This window comes from Parabacteroides sp. HGS0025 (assembly GCF_000969845.1).
GTDB classification, from domain to species: Bacteria; Bacteroidota; Bacteroidia; order Bacteroidales; family Tannerellaceae; genus Parabacteroides; species Parabacteroides gordonii.
The window spans coordinates 2,075,603-2,099,234 of sequence record NZ_KQ033902.1 but is presented as its reverse complement, the minus strand read 5'-3'; the positions used below and the strand labels follow the sequence as shown (position 1 = coordinate 2,099,234).

At 47.8% G+C, this 23,632-nt stretch carries 13 protein-coding genes; 2 read left to right on the top strand and 11 right to left on the bottom strand.

All coding sequences use genetic code 11. From position 1 onward, the window contains the following. Positions 1-10 precede the first annotated feature (10 nt). The 8 genes from HMPREF1212_RS07950 to HMPREF1212_RS07915 form a co-directional block, all read right to left on the bottom strand. The gene (locus HMPREF1212_RS07950) at positions 11-2,977 is read right to left on the bottom strand and encodes a glycoside hydrolase family 2 protein (protein ID WP_046148998.1); all 2,967 of its coding nucleotides are present in this window, start codon (positions 2,975-2,977) and stop codon (positions 11-13) included. Between the two features lie 20 nt (positions 2,978-2,997). Further along, positions 2,998-4,551: a sodium/sugar symporter gene (locus HMPREF1212_RS07945; protein ID WP_046148997.1), complete on the bottom strand. Its 1,554-nt coding sequence runs from the start codon at positions 4,549-4,551 to the stop codon at positions 2,998-3,000. A gap of 15 nt (positions 4,552-4,566) precedes the next feature. Then, positions 4,567-5,358: an SDR family NAD(P)-dependent oxidoreductase gene (locus HMPREF1212_RS07940; RefSeq protein WP_028727341.1), complete on the bottom strand. Its 792-nt coding sequence runs from the start codon at positions 5,356-5,358 to the stop codon at positions 4,567-4,569. A gap of 4 nt (positions 5,359-5,362) precedes the next feature. Beyond that, entirely contained in the window at positions 5,363-6,532 is a 1,170-nt protein-coding gene (locus HMPREF1212_RS07935) for a mandelate racemase/muconate lactonizing enzyme family protein (protein ID WP_046148996.1), read from the bottom strand. 15 nt (positions 6,533-6,547) lie between these two features. Next, positions 6,548-7,240 (bottom strand): RraA family protein, encoded by a 693-nt coding sequence (locus tag HMPREF1212_RS07930; protein ID WP_046148995.1) that lies wholly within the window; start codon positions 7,238-7,240, stop codon positions 6,548-6,550. Positions 7,241-7,385: 145 nt separating this feature from the next. Then, positions 7,386-8,249, bottom strand: a complete 864-nt coding sequence (locus tag HMPREF1212_RS07925) for an AraC family transcriptional regulator (RefSeq protein WP_028727338.1) — start codon at positions 8,247-8,249, stop codon at positions 7,386-7,388. 143 nt (positions 8,250-8,392) lie between these two features. After that, entirely contained in the window at positions 8,393-11,002 is a 2,610-nt protein-coding gene (locus HMPREF1212_RS07920) for a glycoside hydrolase domain-containing protein (protein ID WP_232430060.1), read from the bottom strand. 85 nt (positions 11,003-11,087) lie between these two features. Then, positions 11,088-11,567: a helix-turn-helix domain-containing protein gene (locus HMPREF1212_RS07915; protein WP_046148994.1), complete on the bottom strand. Its 480-nt coding sequence runs from the start codon at positions 11,565-11,567 to the stop codon at positions 11,088-11,090. A 526-nt stretch (positions 11,568-12,093) separates the two neighbouring features. Here HMPREF1212_RS07915 and HMPREF1212_RS07910 point away from each other — a divergent pair. Beyond that, positions 12,094-12,522 (top strand): hypothetical protein, encoded by a 429-nt coding sequence (locus tag HMPREF1212_RS07910; RefSeq protein ID WP_044191917.1) that lies wholly within the window; start codon positions 12,094-12,096, stop codon positions 12,520-12,522. 135 nt (positions 12,523-12,657) lie between these two features. On the opposite strand, the gene HMPREF1212_RS07905 is transcribed toward HMPREF1212_RS07910, so the two are convergent. The 3 genes from HMPREF1212_RS07905 to HMPREF1212_RS07895 all read right to left on the bottom strand — a co-directional run bounded on the left by HMPREF1212_RS07905 (position 12,658) and on the right by HMPREF1212_RS07895 (position 21,057). Continuing rightward, positions 12,658-15,558 (bottom strand): glycoside hydrolase family 2 protein, encoded by a 2,901-nt coding sequence (locus HMPREF1212_RS07905; protein ID WP_046148993.1) that lies wholly within the window; start codon positions 15,556-15,558, stop codon positions 12,658-12,660. 212 nt (positions 15,559-15,770) lie between these two features. Then, the gene (locus HMPREF1212_RS07900; RefSeq protein WP_046148992.1) at positions 15,771-17,765 is read right to left on the bottom strand and encodes a RagB/SusD family nutrient uptake outer membrane protein; all 1,995 of its coding nucleotides are present in this window, start codon (positions 17,763-17,765) and stop codon (positions 15,771-15,773) included. Positions 17,766-17,784: 19 nt separating this feature from the next. After that, on the bottom strand, positions 17,785-21,057 hold the full coding sequence (locus HMPREF1212_RS07895) for a SusC/RagA family TonB-linked outer membrane protein (RefSeq protein WP_046148991.1): 3,273 nt from the start codon (positions 21,055-21,057) through the stop codon (positions 17,785-17,787). 322 nt (positions 21,058-21,379) lie between these two features. Between HMPREF1212_RS07895 and HMPREF1212_RS07890 the strand changes: the two genes are divergently transcribed. Then, positions 21,380-23,629, top strand: coding sequence for a S41 family peptidase (locus tag HMPREF1212_RS07890; RefSeq protein WP_082099848.1), 2,250 nt, complete (start codon positions 21,380-21,382; stop codon positions 23,627-23,629). Positions 23,630-23,632: the final 3 nt, after the last annotated feature.

The following is a 23,632-nucleotide window of genomic DNA, read 5'->3' as shown; positions in this document are numbered from 1 at the left end:
CCCTTTTTTATCAAAATACAATCTCTATCCTGCCATAGCAGGGATTGGCTTCCAGGGTTTTGCAATAGTTGCCCCAGGCGATTTCGGGGTAATCCCAGCGGTTGTTGACGTAGAGGAGCAGCTGGCCGTCGGCACGCTTACTGGAGCGGCAGGCAACGGATGCGTCGGGCGAGATGACCGACAGGCCGTCTCCCGCAGCGGGCGAAAGGGTGTAGAAGTAGATGTTCTCTTTCATTCCTTTGGCCTTTTGGGTAAGCGGACGGTCGCAGTTGGCTCCGGCGTCGGCCCAGTAATAGTAGTTGTGGGTGTCGTCGTACCAGGGTTGGTCGGGACGGGCACCGTAAGCTACCTTGTTCGGGTTGTAAAGGGAAGTGCTGCCCTCGTTGCCGGCAAATTCTCCGGCGGGGTAATAGCTCCAGTGGCCACGGCGTTTCCAGGTGAGGCGGTCGAGCGTTTCGGGCAGGTAGAACGACAGGCCTGTCTCGCGGAGGAAGCCGTTGGGCTGTCCGTCAGTCAAGTAGTCGATCTGCATCTTTCCTTCCGGCGAGATCAGCAGGCGGATGTCGGTGCGGACGTCGCGGTAGTTGCCGGAGAGCAGGACGAGGACGTCAGCACCCCGTTTCTCGTAAGTGATGCTTTGTTTCTTCCAGTCGGCATCCGAGGTCAGGAACTTGGTGGCGCTCTTGCGTACTTCGGCTCCGGTGAGATGATTCAGATTGATGTCGAGGTTAAGGAAAGGGCCTTTTTCGATGATGATCTTTCCGCCGGCTGTGGCGTTGCAGATCAAGCCGGTTTCCTTGCAGAAGGGGATCTCGAAGCCGTTGCCTTTGACGAGGATACGGTCGGGTGTCTCTTCTACCTGAAGCGCACCTTTGCGGGTGGGCTGCGGAAGGGCAACGGTCTGCTTTCCGAGCGTGACGAGGGAAGCGTCGATCAGCCCGCCGTCGGCATCGAGGAAGCTCACCAGCAGTTCGCTACCTGCTGACCAGTCTTCCGAAGGAATGACCAAAAGGCCTTTCTGATGCGGCTGGACGGCTGGGGCGGCGGCTTCTTTTTCGGTGCCGTTGTAAGTGTAGCGCACCTTTATCTCGCTGAGGTTCGTATGGTCGAAACGGTTGTAGACCGGAAGGATCAGACGCTCGCCGGGGGTGAAACTACCTACCTGTTCCGTCAGCAGGCGGACGGGGGAATAGGCTTTCTTGGTCGACCAGAACTCCGGTTTCTCCCGGCGCCATACGTCTACGATACCCCACTCGCCGTAACCGACACAGTTGCCCTGATAGTCCTCGGGCTTGGCCGTACGGGCGAATTCTTTCCAGAAAGCAGTGCCCTTCTTCGGTTCGGGGAGCATGAATGTTTCGTCGATATATCCCCAGATCGCACCGCCCAGACCGCCGGGAGCATCGAACAGTCCGCTCCACATCTTTTCGAGGGAGATACCCCAGAACTCACGGATATTCGGGTCGTCCTGCAATGTCTTATAGGTGTAGCAAGCCGGGTGTGCCCATTCGTCGAAGAGGGCGGGGATGCCGTGTCCCTGGTAGTTGCGGGTGGACATTCCGAACTGGTTCACATCACCGTTCACGTCCTGGTAATGCATACTGAGGATGTCGTAGACCGGCTTCCTGTCTTTCACCGAACCGGGGTAACTGAAGATGACGGGGCGTGTCGTGTCGGCAGCCTTCACCCAGTCCCAGCAGGCCTGGAAGTTCTTCCCGTAGATACTTTCGTTGCCGATCGACCAGAACAGGATGGACGGGTGGGAACGGAACGATTTCACCATCTCGCGGCATTGGGATAGATAGCGGGGAGCAAACTCGGCGCTGTCCTGCGTCCGTCCGGGAGCATAGTTCTTCTGACGGTAGGTGTCGACGAAGCAGACGGCTGTCTCGCTTTCCACGTAGATACCGAAGCGGTCGCAATAGTTGAGGAACGCTTCCGACGGGGGATAATGCGAGGTGCGCACGAAGTTCATGTTCGACTGCTTGAAGCGGATCACGTCGAGACTGTCGAGCTCGGCTGTCGTGGTACGTCCCAACATCGGGTGGATATCGTGGCGGCAGGCTCCGCGCAGTTTGACGGGCTGGCCGTTGACGAGCATACGGTCTTTTACGATCTTCACGTCACGGAAACCGATGCGTTTGCTGAAGCGGGTGGTCTCCTTGTTTTCCTCACGGATCGCGACGGTGAGGGTGTAGAGGTTGGGGTGTTCGGCATCCCATTTCAGCGGGTTGCGTACCGGGAGTTCGTTGCAGTTCTCATTCTTCTTCAACGGGAAGATGCTTTGGGCAAGAGGGATATTGCGGCCGGAAGGGTCGGTCAGGGTGTAGGCTACTTCCGCGTTTCCGGTTGTTTCGCCCCGGTAAGAAACCTTCAGCACAGCATCACGGTAGAGGGTATCGAGGTGCGTCTCCGCCGCAAAGTCATAGAGACAGTTTGCGGGCAGGGCAAAAATCGTGACGTCGCGTAAAATACCGCCGATCGGGTGGTGACCGTAACCGGAAGCATAGGAGATGTCGTCGATACGGTCGGTCACTTCCAGTTGTATCTCGTTCTTCTTTCCGGGACGGACGTTGTCGGTGATGTCTGTTTCCCAACGGGTGAAACCACCGTGATGTTCGCGGATAAAGGTACCGTTCACCGACAGGCGGGCATGGCTGTACACGCCGTCGAAGCGGAGTATCGTCCGCTTGCCTTTATAATCGGCCGGAAGGGTAAAGGATTTGCGGTAGAGATAAGGGGTGTCGTGCTGGATGGCGTAGCCTTGCATGGCGAGTTCGCCGGGTACCTGCACGTTGTTCCACTTGTCTTTCGGGGCATAACGGAATTGCCAGGTGCCGCTCAGGAGCAGCGCCGGATTGTCCACACCCGCCACCTCTGAGGGAATCAGGAAAGCAGACTCCGGCGATAATCCGGTGGCAAACAGGCCCTGCCCCATAAGAAGGCAGGTGCCGAGAAGTAAGAATGTCTTTTTCATATTGTGTTGTTTTATTATTATTACCACCAGAACCAATAGAACGCTATCAGTATCGCTATCACGACGAAGGACAGGATATTAAACATGCGGCTCGTGCGGAACAGCCCGGGCGAATGCGTGGTATATGCATTCTCCACCGGCTTACGGCTGCCCAGCAGGACGATCAATCCGCAGCAGAGGAAGAAAACGATCATCATACGATCCATCCACGGCAGACCGGGACAGAGGAACTTCATCCCCGTGGAGAAGACAAAAGAGCCGAGAGCCGCAGCCAGTGCCCCGTTCGCCGTCGCCCGCTTATAGAAGAACCCGGCCAGGAAGATCGACAACGCTCCGGGACTGATAAAGCCGGTGAACTCCTGGATATACTGAAACGCCTGGTCGAGCCCCGAAAGCATCGGCGCGATCGATACGGCAACCAGCAGCGACAGGAAACTGGCCCAACGGCCGGTCTTCACCAGTTCCTGTTGTCCGGCTTCCTTCCGGAAGTACGACTTGTAGATATCCATCGTAAAGATCGTGGAGATACTGTTCATCATGGAAGCCAGCGAACTGACGATAGCTGCTGTCAGGGCGGCGAAAGCAATCCCTTTCACCCCTACCGGAAGCAGGTTGCTGAGTAGCCACGGGTAGGCTTCGTCCGACTTCTCCAACGGTGCATCCAGTGCAAAGGCAGCGATGCCGGGGATAACCACCAGCAACGGAACCAGTAGTTTGATAAATCCGGCGAACAGCATACCGTTCTGCGCCTCTCCCACCGATTTAGCGGCCAGGGCACGTTGGATAATATACTGGTTGCATCCCCAGTAATAAAGGTTAGCGACCCATAATCCCCCGAGAATGACGGAGATACCGGGCAGGTCTTTATAACTCGGGTGCGACTTGTCGAGGATCAGGTGGAACTTATCTTCGGTCTGTGCATACAGGTTCGTGATGCCTTGCCAGATACCTTCGCCGGCACCCAGCAGGTCGAGGGCGATATAGGTCGTTATCAATCCGCCGCCAACAAGGAAAACGACCTGGATCACGTCGGTAAGCGCCACCGCCTTCAGTCCCCCGTAGATGGAGTAGATAGCGGCAAAGGCTGCCAGTCCGGCTATTCCCCAGATCATGGGGACGCCCATCACCTTCTCGATGGTCAATGCACCGAGGTAAAGGATGGAAGTGAGGTTGATAAAGATAAAGACGGCTAGCCAGAAGACGGCCATCACGGTCTTTACCCGCTTGTCGAAGCGTTCTTCCAGAAACTGCGGCATGGTGAATATCTTCTTCTCCAGAAAGATCGGGATGAAGTATTTAGCCACGATGATCAGTCCGAGTGCCGCAATCCATTCGTAGGTAGCCATCGCCAACCCGATCGCATAGCCGGAACCCGACATGCCGACGAACTGCTCCGCCGAGATATTAGAGGCGATGATCGAAGCACCGATCGCCCACCAGGCCAGTCCGCGACCTGCCAGGAAGTAATCGCCCGCATCGCGCTCCTCCCCTTTCTTCTTCCTCGAAACGAAAAGGCCGACGAAAAGGATCAGGGCGCAGTAGGCGATGAATATGAGTAAGTCTATTGTGTTCATGGTAAAAAAGATTGACTATTCATCCTGCATCAAAGCTGAACGTCCGCCGTCCATCAGGATCGTTGTGCCGCTGATAAAATTAGCCATTGGAGAAGCCAGGTAGACGCATAGGGCACCGACTTCCTCCACGGTTCCGATCCGTTTGACGGGATGCAGGTCGATGGTTCGCTGACGTTCCTTTTCCGCGTCGGGGAAGGAGTCGAACCAGGTATCATTGCCGGCCGTATCGATGAAGCCGGGAGCTACGCCGACCGTGCGGATGGCAGGCCCCCACTCGATCGCCAGGTTACGCACCAGCCCGGTGATGGCCGTTTTCGTTACGCTATACGGGAAGCAGCCGGGGATCGTTCCGAAAGCATGGTTGGATGTCATCAGCAGGATCACCCCCGCCCCACTCTGTTCCAGGTAAGGCTTGCAGAGTTTCGCCAGTCGCCAGTGTGCCGCCAGGTTCAGGTCGAGGTTGTACTGCCAGCGTTCTTCCGTGCATCCTTCAGCTCCTTCAAAGACGTTGACCCCGGCACTGGAGACAAGGATGTCCAGGCGTCCGAACGTGCGGATCGTCCCTTCTACCAACTCTTCCAACTCCTCCGGACGGGTCACATCCGTTTGTTTATAGAATGCCTGCACTCCCGCGTCCTCAACGGCCTTACGGAAAGCAACCGCCTCCTTATCTCCGGAAGCCTTACGCGAACATCCGGCCACATGGGCACCTGCCCGGGCAAACTGGCAGGCCGTACCGAGCCCGATACCGGACGATACGCCGGTAACGAGCACTACTTTATCTTTATAGTCTATCGTAAAACTCATACGCTTAAATATAGAAGTTATCGGGAGCGTCGGAAGTGATACCCGGGTGTTTTTCCATCTCTTCTTCCACCAGGTCTACTCCCAAGCCGGGACGGTCGGACAGGTGCAGATGACCGTCGTACACCATCCCTGCAATCGGATGGTCGATCACCGTATCGCGCCAGGGCACATCATTATACATGAACTCCTGACGGAAGAAGTTAGGGATGGCGGCACACACATGCGAAGAGGCCAGCGTAGACAACGGGCCGTTGGGATTGTGCGGGGCGATCAATACGTTGTAGGCTTCCGCCATCGAAGCCATGCGCTTCATTTCCGACGGGCCGCCGCAACGGGTGATGTCGGGCATGATCACGTCGCAGACATGTTTCTCCAGGATCGAACGGATACCGAAACGGGTGTAATGACGTTCGCCGACACAGATAGCCACATCCGAAGGGATACGTTCGCGCATAGCCCTCAGGGTCTGCGAACTTTCCGGGCCGGCGGGTTCCTCGTACCAGGTGATATCGAGTTTAGCCAGGCGTTCGGCCATCTTCACGGCTACGCGGTAGTTCAGCATGGCGTGTGTCTCGATCATGATATCGAACTCCGGGCCTACGGCATCGCGGACGGCCTTCGATACATCGAAAGCGAGGTCTTGCTGTGCGGCCGTCAGGGTCAGGTTGGATGCCAGGTCTTCACCATAGAAATAGTTTGTGTGTGCGAACGGATCGAACTTCAGGCCGGTAAAGCCGGCTTCTTTTACTTTCAGTGCCTGCTCGGTGTAATCCTTTGCGTTGTGTCCGCCGCCGGTAAACCAGTAGTTGGCATACAGTAATATATCTTTCCGGTAGGCTCCCCCCAGTAATTCGTAACAGGGAACGCCCAGTACCTTTGCTTTCAGATCCAGCAAGGCCATATCGATCCCGCTGATCGCACAAAGGCTGGCACCATACGGGCCGATCCAGTTCAGGTCGCGGTAGAGCTTCGTCCAGATAAAGTCTGTCTTCATCGGGTCGAGACCGATAATGCGCTGTCCGACGTGTTTGGCTGCTTCGAAGACGATCGGGCTTCCTGGCCAGTTGGTAGCTTCGCCGACTCCGGTATAACCTTCGTCCGTATATATTTTAAGTAGCGTCCAGTTGTATTTGATACCTTGTACCAACCATACTTTAACATCTGTGATCTTCATGTCTGTCTTTGTTTATTACATTATACCGAATTGATCGAAAGCGTCGCGGGCTTTCATTCCTTCCTGAATTTTCTTCAATACCATACGTTCGCCACGAGCCTTTTCCAGTGCACGGGTAAACACTTCCTCTTCGATGCTGCGCGGTACGACGCATACACCGTCTATATCTCCTACCAGAATATCGCCGTCGTTAATACGTACGCCGTCCATTTCAATGGGGACGCGGTAATCGATCACCTTTCCACGGGGCGCCTGATCCTGTGCATACGGCCCGTAAGAGAAACAGGGGAAGTCGAGTGCCAGGATCCCTTTCGTATCGCGGGAATAACCATTCACTACCGCACCTGCCGCCTTGCACTGCATGGCACGGGCACTCATCAACTCGCCCCACAGGGCATAGGCCGGGGACGAACCGGAACAGACGTAGACTTCATTTTCCTTCAGGTCGTCCAACGCTTCCAGCATCAGCCCGAAAGAGCGTTTCAACAACGGATTCTGGCCGCATTCCTTTCCATGATCCAGCACATCGGCTTCCAGAACGGTCATTGCCCGTCCGGCAACCAGCATGTCGTCGCGAAGCGGACGGATCTGTGGGGGAAGAAACTGACGGGTATACCCCATCTTATCCATGATGTCACCAATAACTGCCGTATAAAGCTCCTCCTTTATCAAAGAGAACAATGCTTTATCATCTTTCCATTCTTTCATTCTACTATCGTTTTTTCAATGTCTGTTTAATACTGTATTACTGATTGCAAAGTTAACGGGTATGTACAAAAGCGGCATAGGTAACTTCAATTGCAACGTATGCAGGTAGGCTCTTTTAGCGGGAATATGTGTACAAAACGGAAATCTATTTCGTAACCTCCCTCGGAGTGATCCCCATCTGCTGTTTAAAGACACGTGAGAAATATTGCGGCGATTTAAAGCCGCAGGTGAAGCAGACTTCCTTGATCGACATTTCCGTATTGCGCAGCAACTCGATCGCTTTATTGATCCGTATCTGGTTCAGATAATCCAGCGGGGACAGGTTGAGATGTTGGGCAAACAGTTTGCGCAGGTAGCGCTCCCCTATACCGGTCTGTCCGGCCACGTCGCTGATGGTCACGTCCGACTGGTAGTTCATACGGATATAGGAAATTGCCTTTTTCAGCGACTCATTTGTACATATCGGCAGGTAGGACTCATCCATATAACGATAGATCAGAATAAGCAGTTCCGCATAGTACATCACAACCAGATATTGATAGTATTTGCTTTTCAGGTTCATCTCGTTGACGATACGCTGGACGGCTCGCATGATACGGACATTGTTGACGATTTTAATCAGGCGGTTCTCCTCCGAGAAGATCGTTACAGGAGTCAGTTCGCCCGTCTCGTCCTGCGCATGGGGATTGAAGCGGGAGAATATCTCCGGCAGGAATTCCAGCTGCATGAGCGTGGTGCCTTCCGAGCCTGCTTCGAAGGTATGCTCTACGTTTGAACAGATGATCATCATTTCGTTCTCATTGAAACTGATACTTTCGTTTTCGAGGTGAAGGATGCAATTCCCTTTCTTGACATAATTAATCTCTATACGCAGATGCTGGTGCGGACCGAAGGTCTCGAACGGCTGAAAGGACACAAAACGAAAGACATCCGCCAGACGTTTATGTTTCAGGTTATCCGTTATCCCTTCCAAAAGTCCCCAAAGGGACTGCTCTGTTGTGTTATTCATAGTGCTTTCCTTTTCCATTATAGGAAACAAAGATAGAGAAAAGAGAGAGCCGGATTTTACACTTCAGCAAAAAAAGAAGGGCCGATATGGTATCATTCGGCCCTTTAACTTATACAAAACGGAACTGGGTTCGTTCGGGTTTCTTATTTCTCCAATAGAATGATCATTCCGCCACGTCCCATTAGTTCACATTGTTTCAGAGCGGGCAACTTACCCTCCCATTGCATATTCCTTATTTCGGGTAGTGTATATGACACCGGCTTGAATCCCAACAGTTGCTCGTCGAGGGTTATGTTAGCCGTCTGCGGCAGATCAGTCCAGTTTGCCAGTACGACTAGCGCTTTATCCCCATGAATATAAACAGTGGCCGGGATATTGGGATTGTCGGTCTTTACCGGGCAACGTTCATCCCAGTAGCCTCTCATCACCGCATCTTTCATTCCAAAGGAGTCCCACAGCCCCCATAGCAGAACCGGGTTACCGCTCCACGGAAGGCGGGGAAGCATACCGTACATCATTCCCCGGTAGGTATTACGGGCATCCAGCGTTTCACTCATCAGGCCGAAAGGAATACCTGACATTTCCACCAACCAGAAGTCTAGCGTATTGTTTGCAGAGAAACCTTCACCGATCCAGGTACGGTCTACATAAGGCAGCAACTCCAGATACAGATGCAGGGAGTTGGCATAACCGGCCCATTCGTTCATGTGATTCCAGGAATGGATATCTATCAGGCGGCGTTTGCCATCGGCATCCATAATACGGCGGGCACGTTGCAGGGTCTGATGATCCAAGGCGCTGTCGTCGATATAGACACCATCCAGTCCCAGGTTCTTTATCATCCAGTCCAACCCTTCCAGATAGTAATTGTTCCAACGCGAATCGGGAGTCGTGATGACCGAGATATCCATATCCCCGGCGTATTTACCTTCTTGGAAAGCGTTATACCAGGCCGGGATGAAATGAGTCGTCAGGTTCTTGTTCAGCCATTCATGCGGGCCGTTCCGGTGGATCAGGGTACGGACGTCTTTCCCGGGGCCATCATGGATCACTTCGCTACCCAAGCTACGCAGGGCCCATAGTTCGGGTATTTTCACCGTCAGTTCGCGGGTCGTATAATACAGTCTCACATCCAGGTTTTTGCTGTGTGCGTCTGAAATAAAACGTTTCAGATCGGGAACAGCTTCATCATAATACGGATAGTTAATGAACGGGTAAATATCTTTCTTATGATGTACATTGATCATATTGGCTCCTGCCTTCAATGCGGCAGGTATATAATCGGCACTTACATCGCTGTTGGAATGATAGAAACGGTTTTCAGCCAACCCTTTCAGGTCGAGCGGTTTTACGGGGGTGACCAGCATATTGAAATTATAGTGCAAAGTCTCCCCTCGCTGCATCCTGCGTTCGCCGCTATAGGCTTTCAGCAGGACAGTTCCCTCTTTCTCCGGCAGGATGTCGATACCGCCTTTATTGGCGTTTCCCCATGAAACAGGGAGATTCAACTTGCCTAAAGCATAGTAGATATTCACCAATGGACGGTTGTAATTTTCATCTTTGAAGCAGAAGTTCAGACCGGCATTTATATTTCCCATCCAAATTTTATCCTGATGTTTGTCGACGTTCCATCGCCAGTTGATCACAGAGTCCGAGCGGAAACCGCCTTTATACCCCAACCCCATCATATATTCAGCAGCGTAGGATGTATAAGGTACTTCCAGACGGATATCCTTCACCGCCACTTCTCCCAGCGACCGTACTTCTATCTTATAATCTGCCAGGCCATCGAAACCCAGTTTGCCTGTACATAGGACTTCAAAGTGGCGGCTCTTGCTAGCGACCGACCAGCTTACTGAAGCCTTGTTCTTTTCCGTGATCCGGAAAGATCCGGGTTTCAGTATTTCTTCTCCCTTCTCCGTTTCTATTACGAACCGCATGGCTCCGGACAACACGGGATTGTTAGCCACGTCAGCCAATTGGTTGCTCTGGTCGTAACGGGTAGCAATAGATTGGGGCAGACCGTTCTTCGACAACTCCATCGTTCCTCCCAGCCAGGAGACAGCCTGCTTTTGCTGTTTGACCGGGATATAGGGATATGTAGGTTCATCCGCATTACCGATAGAAGAATCGAGCCAGCGTAAACGAGTCTTCCGCCATCCTTCGTCGTCCCCGTGATTAACGGCAGGTTCTCCTTTTACGGTCAGTTCGCAGGCGATCTCCACCGGTTTTGCATTGGCAGCCTTCACTGTGACAGTACCTTTATAAGTACCGGAAGCTGTTACCGGCATATCCCCTCCTATCCATAATGCCTGTACATTGCCTTTGGGTACATCGATCTTCTTTTTAAACGGTTTTCCGTTCGTATCGATTCCTCCGAGATTGAAACAACGGAAAGCCGAAGCCGGAATCTTATTCCCTTTCTCATTCTTCCAATCGGAAAAAGAGACGGATACATCCGATAATACTTCATACGGAGCAAAGAGTCCTACCTGCCAGGTATAAAATTCACCGGGAAGACATTCTCCGGTAAATGTCGTACGCAATGCGGCCGGACGTTCCACCCAGCGTAGAGGTATCGCATCCGTCATACGGATATCATGCATCCGGTCTTCCGTAAAACAAAAATAACCGCTGGCCGGGTTTTCCTGTATCAACTTATTCACGGCATCCGACGGAGCTGTACGACGCATTTCCGAGTCCTGCTCATTGACTGTTCCCTGTCTTTTCAGGTCATCGAAAGCATTCGTCACATCATCCTACGCCTGTATGATACAAGGCAAAAGGAGTAGCGAGCATGCCATCAGACACTTAATTTGATTCCTCAACATGGTAATATTAATTTATCGGTTCTATCCCGCCATATAATTTTCTCGCGTCTCCAAAGAAATCGAAATTGACCTCCTGCTGTCCTTTTTTCTTTTGGGAAGACCCTTTTATTTCCGGAGCAGCAATCAGGCTTGTATATCCATGTACTTTTATTAAACTTCCTCCTTGTATTTTGGTCACAGAGATCAGGTTCATGGCTTCCAGTTTTCGGATTAAACGATTGACCGAACCGATATTGATACCTGACAGATCAGCTAATTGCTGTTGTGTTCCAACGTACTCTCCCCTCTTACACGGAACTTTCCGCCCATTCAAACTGGCATAACCATCAGCAAAAAAACAAATATCGAATAACAACAAATGAAGTTGTCCCAACTGGCGGGTAGCCGGGCTCTTTAGTAAATCCAGTGTATAACGTGGAATTTTTACGTAAGGCAATCCCATTAAATCGATTGCCTGCTTCTCATTGACAGAGCGGAACTCATCCATAGCATCACATTTTATTAACAAACATTACGATGTAACTTCCGATGTAAACGATGCAATTTCCTACTCACATCTAATAACCAATCAATAAGACTTTTATACCAGCTATTGAAATTTGCTATATTATTCCCCGATGTAACAAACGCGATTCCTTATATTATATATAATAAATAACTTAAAAATAAAATATAAAGCCTTCGGCATTTTTTTGTGAAAATATGCATCCTTTAAATCAATTGTAAAGATATAAAACACATTACAAATACGACGTTGTTTCTTTGATTATTTTTCACATTATTCCTTGTGTTTTCTATAAAAGCGTTATATTTGCAGTACTCAACATATATCCAAGATGCGGGAAAACCTGCTTCTGGTTAGTTGCAGGCATTTTTTTGTCTGCAACTTTTCCCCATAGGCGGTTCCGTACCCCCGTGGAGAGCATTAATGTGCCTCCAGCATCTTGGATGTGTTGAGTAACGGGAAAGGCGGAACCGTTTTTTTCCTCCTGTACTTTAAAGAAAATACTACCATGAATGAAGCAGAAAACACATTGACACTCCCGAAAGAAGTCTCCAATGAAGTCTTTTTTAAAGAAGAAGCTCGCCGTATACGGGAAGCATTCAACAACAAAAGTAATGAGCTGGACCTCGAGTATCTCCGTCACCAGTTGAAATGTATGAAAAGTCTGGCAACAAGCCTTGAACTTCCGTGGGATCGCTTTATTCCCATCCTGTTTCGTAGTCTTACCCTCTACATGCAACAACCGGACATAAATATAAACAAACGAAAAATGGTCCAGTTGACTGCACAATTGATTGATTGTATCACTTATCTGTCACAAAGCGGACGGGAGATTAATGCTCTGGCTGTTTATTTCGACCACCAGATAGACGATCTTGACAACCTATTGGCAAAAAACGAAGAACAACAAGGTAATTCAGTAATAGTTGAGTCCTAATAAAACAGGACATAACTATCTCCAAAAAAATAAGGGACTTTTGAATTCAAAAGTCCCTTATTTTGTAATTAAAAGTCCTGTCTTAACATTTCAAAAGACCGGACCTTTAAAACAGGTTGTATTCTTCCTGACAGATCAAAAAGAAATCCTTATTTTTCCTTCTACCTTATCCCCTCTCCGCAGCGGTCTATAATCTTTTTCGGCATGGGAGATCAGGAAGTTTTCATTACCGGCGTTGTTATAACCGGCTACCAGAAAGCGGATAACATCGCCCTCCAACCAGGCACGCACATGTTGTGTGCCGTCGGAGACAACCGACAGTTTATCTCCGGAAGCATTACTTAAGCTGGCTGAATAAATATTCTCCTTTGTTGAACGGAAAATATTAGCTCCTGCCGCCGTCTGATCCATCGACCAGGAAACAACCGGTTGTTTTGACGGCCCGGCAACACCCGATACGGGCAACTTATCATTGAATGCTTTTGCCGATCCCTTCAAAGCGCCGATATGATCTTCCGGATAAACACTCCAGTAACCTTTGCGTTCCCAGTCCAGATCCGTATAGGAAGCCGGTAGCGTAAATACCAGACCGGTCTGTCTGGGAGAGACTTCCTGAAGGATCGTAAAATCGTATGTGACAGTAACCTCTCCTGTATTATGGAAACAATATTCCAGCATACCTTCCGCTTCTTTATAGGAACCTTTTACACGTATCGTGACCTGATCATCGCCAGATGTGCAGGCAACAGCATGTGCCACCCAGTTCTTACAAACGGGGTTGAATGGCGTAAAGTTCTGATCTTTTCCAGTCATCTGTATTCCCTCACCATGCGGATTCAAAGGAAGAACCATCAAAGAAGGCGAAGGCTGCATACATTCTTTTCCTTCCCGTTTGGCAGACAGCAGGCCATTTCTTTTATCTACGGTAAAATCACCACCCAGGGAGCGAACCAGAATCGAACCGGCTGTTTCTTCACAAGTAAGGCGACCTGTTTTTAAGTCTTTCTTTTCATCTGCCCTTACCGGCAACAGATCGAAACGATATTCATCGATCATGAAACCACGTACACCGTTAACCGTCAGAGTCATCTGTTTCGATTCACGCAGAGATTCCGGTAACTGTATTTCAAACTCCCCTTCCGACCGCGGAGCCACATCGACGGAAACCGTTCCATTCTTCCCCCCGGCACTCCATGAGATAGAGCACTCGGACAAATTGCTGAAGTTATGGCGGTTCTCTACTTGGAACCTTACAATACCATCGGCCGACATATTCCCTTTCTGTTCGATCTTGACCGGACTAAAGGCTTTCTTCATCCCCCAGTACTCCGGCTTCTCACGACGCCAGCCATCGATCGGCCCCCAGGTTCCATAACCTACCGCTTTCTCTCCAGGCAGGAAGAAAGTATCGTCGATACCTGCCCAGATTGCACCGCCCAGGACACCTTTGCTACGATACATATCCGTCCACATACGATCCAGTAAAACGCCCCACATATTACGAAGCCCCGGATCGGCCGCCAACTCCAGGCGGTTATAGGCATTCAGGTGGCAGAACTCGTCGAACGTTACCGGACGTTTGCTGTTGCGGTACATATCCGGCCCTTTAGGCCCGGGGTAATGGTGGTTGGTTACTTCCAGTTCTCCATTATCGGCATCCGGCCCCCACTGGCTGAAGATACGGGGACGCGTCGGGTCTATTTGCTGAACGACCTCAGAGGCTTTCTTAAAATATTCGGTAAACAGATTTGACTCATTTCCCATCGACCACATAATAATAGATGGATGGCTACGGTTCAGATTCACCATTTCGATATGCTGGTTGACCAGTACGGGATAATGCATATCTTCCGGTACTTTCGTGTTATGCGCCCAGCAAAACGGTGCTTCGAGTTCCACTAACATTCCCAACTCGTCGCAGGCATCCAGCAATGCTTCATCCGGCGGATAGTGAGAAGTACGGATATAATTCACATTTCCACGACGGAACAGTTCCACATCCTTCCGCCACATATCGTTGTTCACAGAACGTCCGCGCAACGGCATGACTTCATGGCGGCAAACTCCACGAAGTTTGACCGGCATATTATTTACAAACATCTGATTACCGCGTACCTCAATCTGACGGAAACCGATACGGCGCTCGGTTTCATGTAAGACCTTTTGTTTCTCTTTCAACCGGCAGGTTAAAGTGTACAGATAAGGATGTTCCGAATCCCATTTATGAGGATCGGCGATATCAAAAGACACTTCCATCTTCTCTGTCGCACCGGCAGACAATTTACGGACTGCCTGCGAACTTTTCTTCAAAGGGATTTCCTTTCCGGTCGCGTCTTTCAATACAAATTGCACAGTTAGCTGACCGGCTTCTGCTATCGATTCATTAACGACTTCTATTTCGGTTTTCAGGGTAGCATCCGTATAAGTGGAATCAAATAATGTGCTAGCATGGAACATTCCCAGGTTCACATCCGGCAAGGCATACAGATAAATATCTCTCGAAATACCACCGAGGGGATGAACGGCATATTGGGAAGCACTGGAAGTAGAGTCGGCAAGACTTTCCGAAATCACTGAGACAGCGATCCGATTCTCTTTTCCTGTCTGTACCAAATCCGTTACATCCAACTCAAAAGCCGTAAACCCGCCTAGATGAGAACCGGCCTCTTTTCCGTTGATATAAATCCGGCTATCGCTGTATATTCCGTTACAACGCAGTTTAACCCGCTGTCCATCCCAAGAGGACGGGACAGTGAAAGTGCGGTAATATCCGGCGGCCTTGCCTTTTTCAACTTCAAAGCCCTGCATTACCCATTCACCGGGAACTTCAATGTTTTTCCAGTTGCTTACACTTCCTTTCTTCCAGAAATCCTTTTCGGGAGAAGGGTTGAACTGCCATTTACCGGCAAGAGGGACTTTCCTGTTCTCCACTTTGACGGGCAAAGGGGAAAGGCGTGGCACATTAAAACCGGTTGCATAAACCGGAAGAACCAGGAATATCCAAGCAAAGAGTTGAAAGAGTCGTTTCAAATTCATATTTATTTCATTCTTAAATTACTATTATCTCCATGTGGTAAAGCCAATTGGTCATAATCACCTGTACAAAACTAGCTATATACCTGTTATTCACAAAGACTATTCCAAACAGAAAATGATCTATTTCGGAACTAATCAATCCGAAATAGATCAAATTCAGGAACTGGATAATAAAGCCAGTCGTACCTTCAATACCTTAAAGACTCCTATTTTTATTTTTCTGCCGGATAATTTGCTTTTACCGGCCAATACGGGTTCTGATAGATCGGAGAATCGGAATAAGCCTCCCTGTCTTCCGTTGAAGTAATCATGAAATGCTGCATGGCAATCGGATTCAGGTAATGTGCCATGTGCCAGCCATATCCTTCATATGCACGATTCGTCTTTAAAATCTCATACGGACGCAAATAGTTACTGGCTGAAGGAGACGAAACGTTGGAACTCGGATCCTGATCATAAATCAGATTATAACCGGCTGCGGCATACTTTTCGGGAAGATCGGTATTCCATAGCTTAAACCCTTCGATATGATACTTTTTCGCCATCAACTGATCCATCGAACGCCAGCGTTTCAAATCAGGGCTGCGGAAACCTTCACTCAAAAACTCATTACGTCTCTCCCTGCGGATATTGAATAAGGTTGCATCCCCCAAGATATTACCGGCAGAATAGGCAGCCCAGTCGAGCTCGGCTTCTTTCTGCATATTGGTTGCCTGTATTGTCTTTGTGTAATCTTCATCAACATGGGCGCGACGGCGTAATGCCTTCCAGTATTGATCGGCCTTGCTATTCAGATTTCCATAACATTCGTAATAGGCTTCGATATAGTTCAGGTATGCTTCTGCCGCCCGGAAAATGTGTACGCCTGTTTCACCCTGCCAGTTATTACAATAAAGGTGATCCCAGTACCAGTATTTACGTGACACATAACCGGTGTTATTCCTCAGCTGTCCTACTCCATTTATAATATCCGGTAAAGCGGGCTCCACAGGTACTCCATGCGTTCCCTGTCCTACATTCAACCAGATATTGATCATGCCCGGTTGTTTCAGGAACAGACGAATACGATCGTCCCGGTCTTCAACAATATTCTGGGACGAATTATCTCCCTTGTAAAGTGAAGATGCATAATAAGGTAAGCCGTCATTCATCAGATAACTTTGAACCATCCCTCTGGTCAACCCGATAGCCGTACAGGTCGTTCCGGCATCTACCGCCCGGTTATTTACGATGTTTTTCCCTTTATCAAAATCTCTCCAAAGCAAAACCTCGTTATATCCGGACATATCCATTGCACTAAACATTTCGACATACGGATTCGTGTCGCCCGCTCCCTGCATCAACACACCGGAGTTGGTCGTTAACTGATATTTGGAGGCTACGATATCCGACGCTTCCACCGCCTGTTCCAGGAACCATTTGATTTCATTATCAATACTGCCCGACGGGAACTGGTAACCTTTATTGTATTCTTTGGTCGCTCCCGGCCATCCTTCTCCATTCGGAACAAAAGCCGTTCCTTTAAAATATTTCAGCCAGGTACCTTCAAACAAGGCTACCCTCGATTTCATCAGATAGGCTATATCCTTATACAAACGATTTTTACGTCCGTCGGGAGCTGTCGGTTTCATCAATATGGCGGCCGAATCCAGATCGGAGATAATGAAGCGGGCAACTTCATTCCGCGGCATACGTTTGGATGCTTCCGTCAATTGCTCCCTGTCGTCTACAAACGTATGGCGTACGATCGGGAAATCCCCTAGCGATACCAATTTATTATAATAAGCTACTGCCCTAAGGAAATAAGCTTCTCCGATATAGTGATCTATATTTTCCTTCCCACCGGATATTTCCCCGTTCTGATGCATGGGTAATACCCTGTCGAGAAAATAGTTCAATTGATAGATCTCTTCAAAGTTCCATTCACCGGCAGTCTCTCCCACTTTCCAGTCACCATCCGTATAACTGGATGAAAAACTCATTCCGGCTTCGTTATCCGTACCGTTATCCAGTCCGACTCCCCCGCCGGCATTAGGCAAAGCGGTATATCTGTTAATTATATACGAATCCAGTTGAGACTCTTCCGTCAGATAATCTTCGGGAATGATTGATGAAGGAGGTGTAATTTCCAGGTTATCGTTACATCCTGTTAAGGCACAGCCCAGGAAAAAAGCACCGATTATATATTTTATTCCTTGATATTTCATGATTGTAAATCCTCCTTTATTAATAAGTTATACTTAATCCAAATGAATAAACAGCCGACAAGGGGTATTTTATCATACCTGCAGGATCTGTTGACAATGTTTCCGGATCGAACAGGTCTGTTAAACTGGTTCCGGTCCATAGGTTTTCGCCGGTCACATACACCCGGAGATTCTGCAGTTTCCATTTGTTGACCAATGCTTGTGGAAGTGTATATCCTATGCTGAGATTTTTCAAACGGATATAAGCTGCATTCATCAGATAACGTGTTTGTGCATGTTTGTTCTTGCTTGAATCGAACAGAGGTCTCGGGTAATATCCATTCAGATTCATACCCAGCGGATGGCTGGCATCAGCCCTGAAATAGTCCATGTGCTGTTCATAGAAAGTAGAAGACCATAAAGAACTGGCTCCCCAAAAGTCTGAACTACCTGAGAAATAATCCCTTTTCATCACACCCTGGAAGAACACACTTACATCAAAGCCTTTATAATCCATACCCAGATTCAAACCGAACATATACCGGGGTGTATCATTACCTATAACCTTCATATCTCCCAGGTCATCATAAGTAGAATTACCCCAGTCGATCTTTCCGTCGCCATTCAGGTCACGATACATAATATCACCGGCAGCCCAGTTGTTACCCATCGTATTCTGTCCGCCATTAGGCAAAGTAGCCAGATGAGCATCCATTTCTTCCTGCGTCTTAGCTATACCAATAGTCTCAAAGCCCCAGATCTCTCCCATGTCTTTACCGGAATAATAACCGGTAACAGTTCCTGTATGGTTAGGGTATTCCAGGATTTCAGTCCGTGCATCCGACAGGTTAAAGGCTACTCTATATCCTAATCCATTCTTCAAACGGTCGCGCCATGATACATTCAGTTCCCAACCATTTGTACGCAGACTTGTATTATTCGTTTTAGGAACTGCCGTACCCAGGATCACTGGCATTTCAGGAGCCGGGCCTATCATATCTTCGGTCTTTCTCGTAAACCATTCAAGGCTTAATCCCAACCGGTTGTTCAAAGCATTTGCATCGAAACCGATATTGGTCGTTTTAACCGTCTCCCATCCCATCGTCATACTGATCAGGCCGGGAGCCGAAGAGGTGTTCTGCTGATTTCCATTAATCAGCCATGCACTGTTGGATGAACTCACGGGCATTGTCAGATAAGTAGGATACCAAACCTTTGTATTCTGGTTTCCCAATAATCCGTATGATCCTCTCCATTTAAAGGTCGATATGTATTCCGACAAGGAGCTAAAGAATTCTTCATTTGCCATATTCCACCCTAAAGAGACAGAAGGGAACCAGCGCCAGCGTTGATCCGAACGGTAACGCGATGTTCCGTCATAACGCAAATTTCCTTCTATCAGATAACGGCCTTTGTAATCATAATTCAAACGTCCGAAGAAACCGGCAGTCGACCATTTATCATACGCACCGCTAACGGTGGGAGGAACTGATTTTCCATCCGAGTCGTTACCGGAAGTTGCATCTATCACATTCGTACCGGGAACAATAATACCCAGACGCCCGGCACTCGTTACATCCTGCCAGAGTTGTTCGGACTGCATACCGACCATCGCTTTGAAGTTGTGTCCCTTCAGCTCTTTCATATATTCGGTATATGCATTTATATTCAAATACTTAGTCCCTTTATAACTTTCTGACACGCTTGAATTGGCACCACCCAGCGTAGATTGGTAAGGTTCGCCGTTAACATCGTAATTATAGACTTTTTGAGTATCTGCATGCACCCGTTCATTATATAACTGATAATTTACATCGCCTATAATTTTCCATCCTTTGATCGGTTCCACAACGATATTCACCTGTTGAGTTGTCTCATACGTTTTCTTTGTAGTTCGTCCGCCATCCCTCAATCGTAAAGCATGGGTAGCATATTCGTATAAATTTCCATTCGGATCATAAGCGATCAAAGTAGGCCAGCTTTGACGGGACAGGTTTGAAAATAAACCGTCGGTCAAATAAGTGGGTTTATCATAATCGATCTGATTAAATCGCATATTATAATTAATACTGATATAATCATTCAATTTGGATGTCACTTTCAGGTTAGTAGCCACACGCTGGTTGGTTTCCGGATTTAAACGCATATAACCATCCTGTCCCAGATAGTTTACAGATGCGTACATCTGAACTTTTTCACTACCACCGGAAACACTCAGGTTATGCTCGTGAGAGAATACACTGTCATCAAAAATCAAATTGATCCAGTCGGTGTTTCCATATCCTTTATCATACAAGTCAGACCATCGGGACGGATTGTTGGGATCTGGATCAATACCTCCGCTAATCTTGCCATCCATAAAATCCTTGATCTTTTGCAGACGTTCCGGAGAAAAGTGTCCGGCTTTTCCGGCATTGGTTGCCGCTTCATTGAAATAATTGGCAAAGGTGTAAGAGTCTACGGTCTGCGGCATGTTAGTGGCTTTACTCCAACGGAAAGAGTTGTTATAATTAACAGACATCTTACCGGCTTTACCTTTCTTGGTTGTGATCAGGATAACTCCGAACGGTGCACGTGATCCATAAATAGACGAAGCAGCAGCATCCTTCAACACGGAAACCGTTTCGATATCCTGCGGATTCAAACGGTTCATATCCCCTTCCATTCCATCGATCAGAACCAACGGACTTCCCGAAGAACCTTCACCGATCGTCCCGACACCACGAATATTAATGGCAGGAGATGAATCCAGATAACCCTGAGTCTGTTGAATGTTCAACCCCGGCATGGCTCCCTGCAAGGCTTGCGATGCATTCGAGACAGAACGGCCTTCAAAAACATCCGACGAAACGGTAGAGACGGCTCCCGTCAGGTTCACCTTCTTCTGTGTACCGAAACCTACCACTACAACCTCATCCAGTTTCTGTGAATCTTCCCGGAGAGTTATCTGAAAAGATGAATTGTTTCCTACCGGGATAGATTGTGCCAGGTAACCGATATAAGAAACTTCCAGCATCGCATTATCCGGAACATCTATTGAAAAACGGCCGTCTATATCCGTTATAACCCCATTTGTGGTTCCTTTCTGTACCACATTGGCACCAATAACAGGAAGGCCTGTCTCATCGACAACCGTACCTGTTACTTTTTTTGTTTTTTGATTAACTCCATTGTTTAACTCGGTAGTCACCGAGTTAAACTGATCTAGATCAGTTTCGCTTTTAGCAAAACCGGGAAAAGAACCGGCACTTAGCATAGTGGCAATCGCCAGACATCCCCCTCGTTTCAAGAAATACCTTTTTTTGTTTTCCATAATAATAAAACTTTAGTGAGAATTATCCCTTTTAAATACTTAAATTTGATAAAGATTTACACTTGCAAAGTAAGGCAAGATCTCACCGGTTGTCGATATAACTACCTGACAAACAAAGTACAAATTCGGAACTGTTTTCTAAAAAAAGTACGTATTTTGGAACAGAGGAAGAGAACATACTGTTAAGACCACAATAACGAGCTGATTATATGATCATGGCATATATTACACAATCCGTTTTCCATAATAATGTTTAAAGAGGACTCTTTTACCTGGGTATTTATGTATATTGCGACTCTATTCAACCCATAAATCTTCTGTCATGAATAAGACTTATTTACCCTTCTTCTTTCTAATGATTTCTCTCTTTGCCTGCACACACTCAGAGATGAGTCCTGACCAATCCATGTCGTTCAATAATAATCCATCCGTGAGAAAAGGCCATCTGATCTCTTTTCAAGAAAAGCCTGGATGGTTCGTGCCAAATGGGGTAGCAAATATAGATTCGACTGTTTTATATAATGATCAGAAATCACTCCGGCTGGTAAATACACCACAGGATACAACTAAAATAAATCAGATCTACTATTGGTTCAATACGGAAATGATCGAAGGAGATTCTATCATATTTTCCGGTAAGTTCAGATACAAAAAAGCGGATAGCACCACAATATATTTTGGTATACAACAACTTAAGATTGATAGCGAACCGGAGAATACCGGCACTGATTTAGAGAAACGCTCCGGTGACTCGGAGTGGGAAGATTTTACCGTTAAAGCAGCAATGTCATCCACAACAACAGGTATTTGTTTCTTTGGCTTTACTACAGGAGATATTGAATTATGGATAAGCGGATGGCAGGCGGAAATAGATAAAAAGCCAATCGGCTCGCAGATCGGTCTTGTTCCTAAAGCAGAGAGTGACAATGGGTTCTATATCGGTTCAACCATCGTCCTGCCGAAACCCTCTGCACAAATGCTGGATAATCTGGAAGTGCTCTGCAAGGTGTGGGGATTTCTCAAATATTATCATCCGGAAGTATGCCGGGGAAATTACAACTGGGATTACGAGCTTTTCAGGGTATTACCACAAATAGCAAATGCTTCTGACAAGATTCAAAGAAGCAGATTACTAAGCGAATGGATCGACCGGTATGGAAAAATAACCGAAGTACAGCCGTATACAATAGATGACCCCGGTCTATATTCACGCATTATCGATCTGAGCTGGATCAATGACCGGGAAATGTTCGACGATAAACTGATCTCAAAACTAAATACGATTAGGGATGCCAAACGTAGTCAGAAATTCAACTATTATATTATTCCCTATCAGTTATACTCTCAAGGTTCCTTCGACCGGGAAAAAGGATATCCCAACATTACATGGCAAGATCAGGGATTCCGCATCCTTACACTCTTCAAGCTTTGGAATGCAATGGAGTATTGTTTCCCTTATGTCGATATGACCGACAAGCCCTGGCATTCGCTGATAAAGGAATTTCTGCCTAAGTTCGTCACACCCGGCAGCAAAGCGGATTACGAACTTGCCATCAATGAACTGGCTGCATGTATCGACGATTCTCATGGCTTTGTCAATATACCTTATTCCGATCTGGATAAAACGATCCTGAAAAGAAAAAACGATAGCTACCATATCCCTGTTACTTTAATGGAATCAAAAAGCGGAGATATCGTAGTAAGAGATACGCGAACTTATGAAATGGAAAGAGGGGATATTATCCGCTCTGTCAACGGAGAAACTGTCGAAGAGTTTATCGAACGGTTTAAGCCTTATATCCCTGCTTCAAATCATTCGGGGCTAGTGAGGAATGTTATCCCCTGGCTTTTGCGAACCGACACAAATATAATGAATGTTACTTGTATTCGTAATGGAAAAGAGGTACAACTGGAATTAAAGAACTTCGGACTGAACAAGAGACGTAAACCGCATGAATTAAGCGAGATGAAATATCCGGAAGACTATAATCCGGAAGCTAAAGGTATTGCTTATATCAATGTGACCTCTATGGATGCTCCCCTTATAACTGAGATCATTCAAAAGAATAAAAAGGCTAAAGGGATTATTCTCGATATGAGAAAATATCCCGGGATGTCGGCATTCGGAACGTTATCCCCTTTATTATATCCTACTCCACAGGAATTTATGTGGTTCTCATATAATGAAAAAGCTGCACCAGGCAACTATAAACTTACTTTCAAATCGAAGGTTGGAATAGATAATCCGGATTATTTCAAAGGGAAAGTAGCCATTCTTGTGAATGAAGGAACACAAAGCCACGGTGAGTTCTCCGCTATGGCTTACCGCAAAGCTCCTCAAAGTGCAATAATTGGAAGTATTACTGCCGGTGCAGACGGTAATGTGGGACACTTTTATCTTCCGGGTAATACTCGTTTTAACTATACGGCACTTGGTGCCTACTACCCGAATTGGGGTATTTGTCAACGTAAAGGAATACATATTGATATTGAAGTCCGTCCAACAAATGAAGAGATACGCAACGGACAGGATGTGTGGATGGAGAAGGCGATCGAGTATATCCTGAAGTAACTT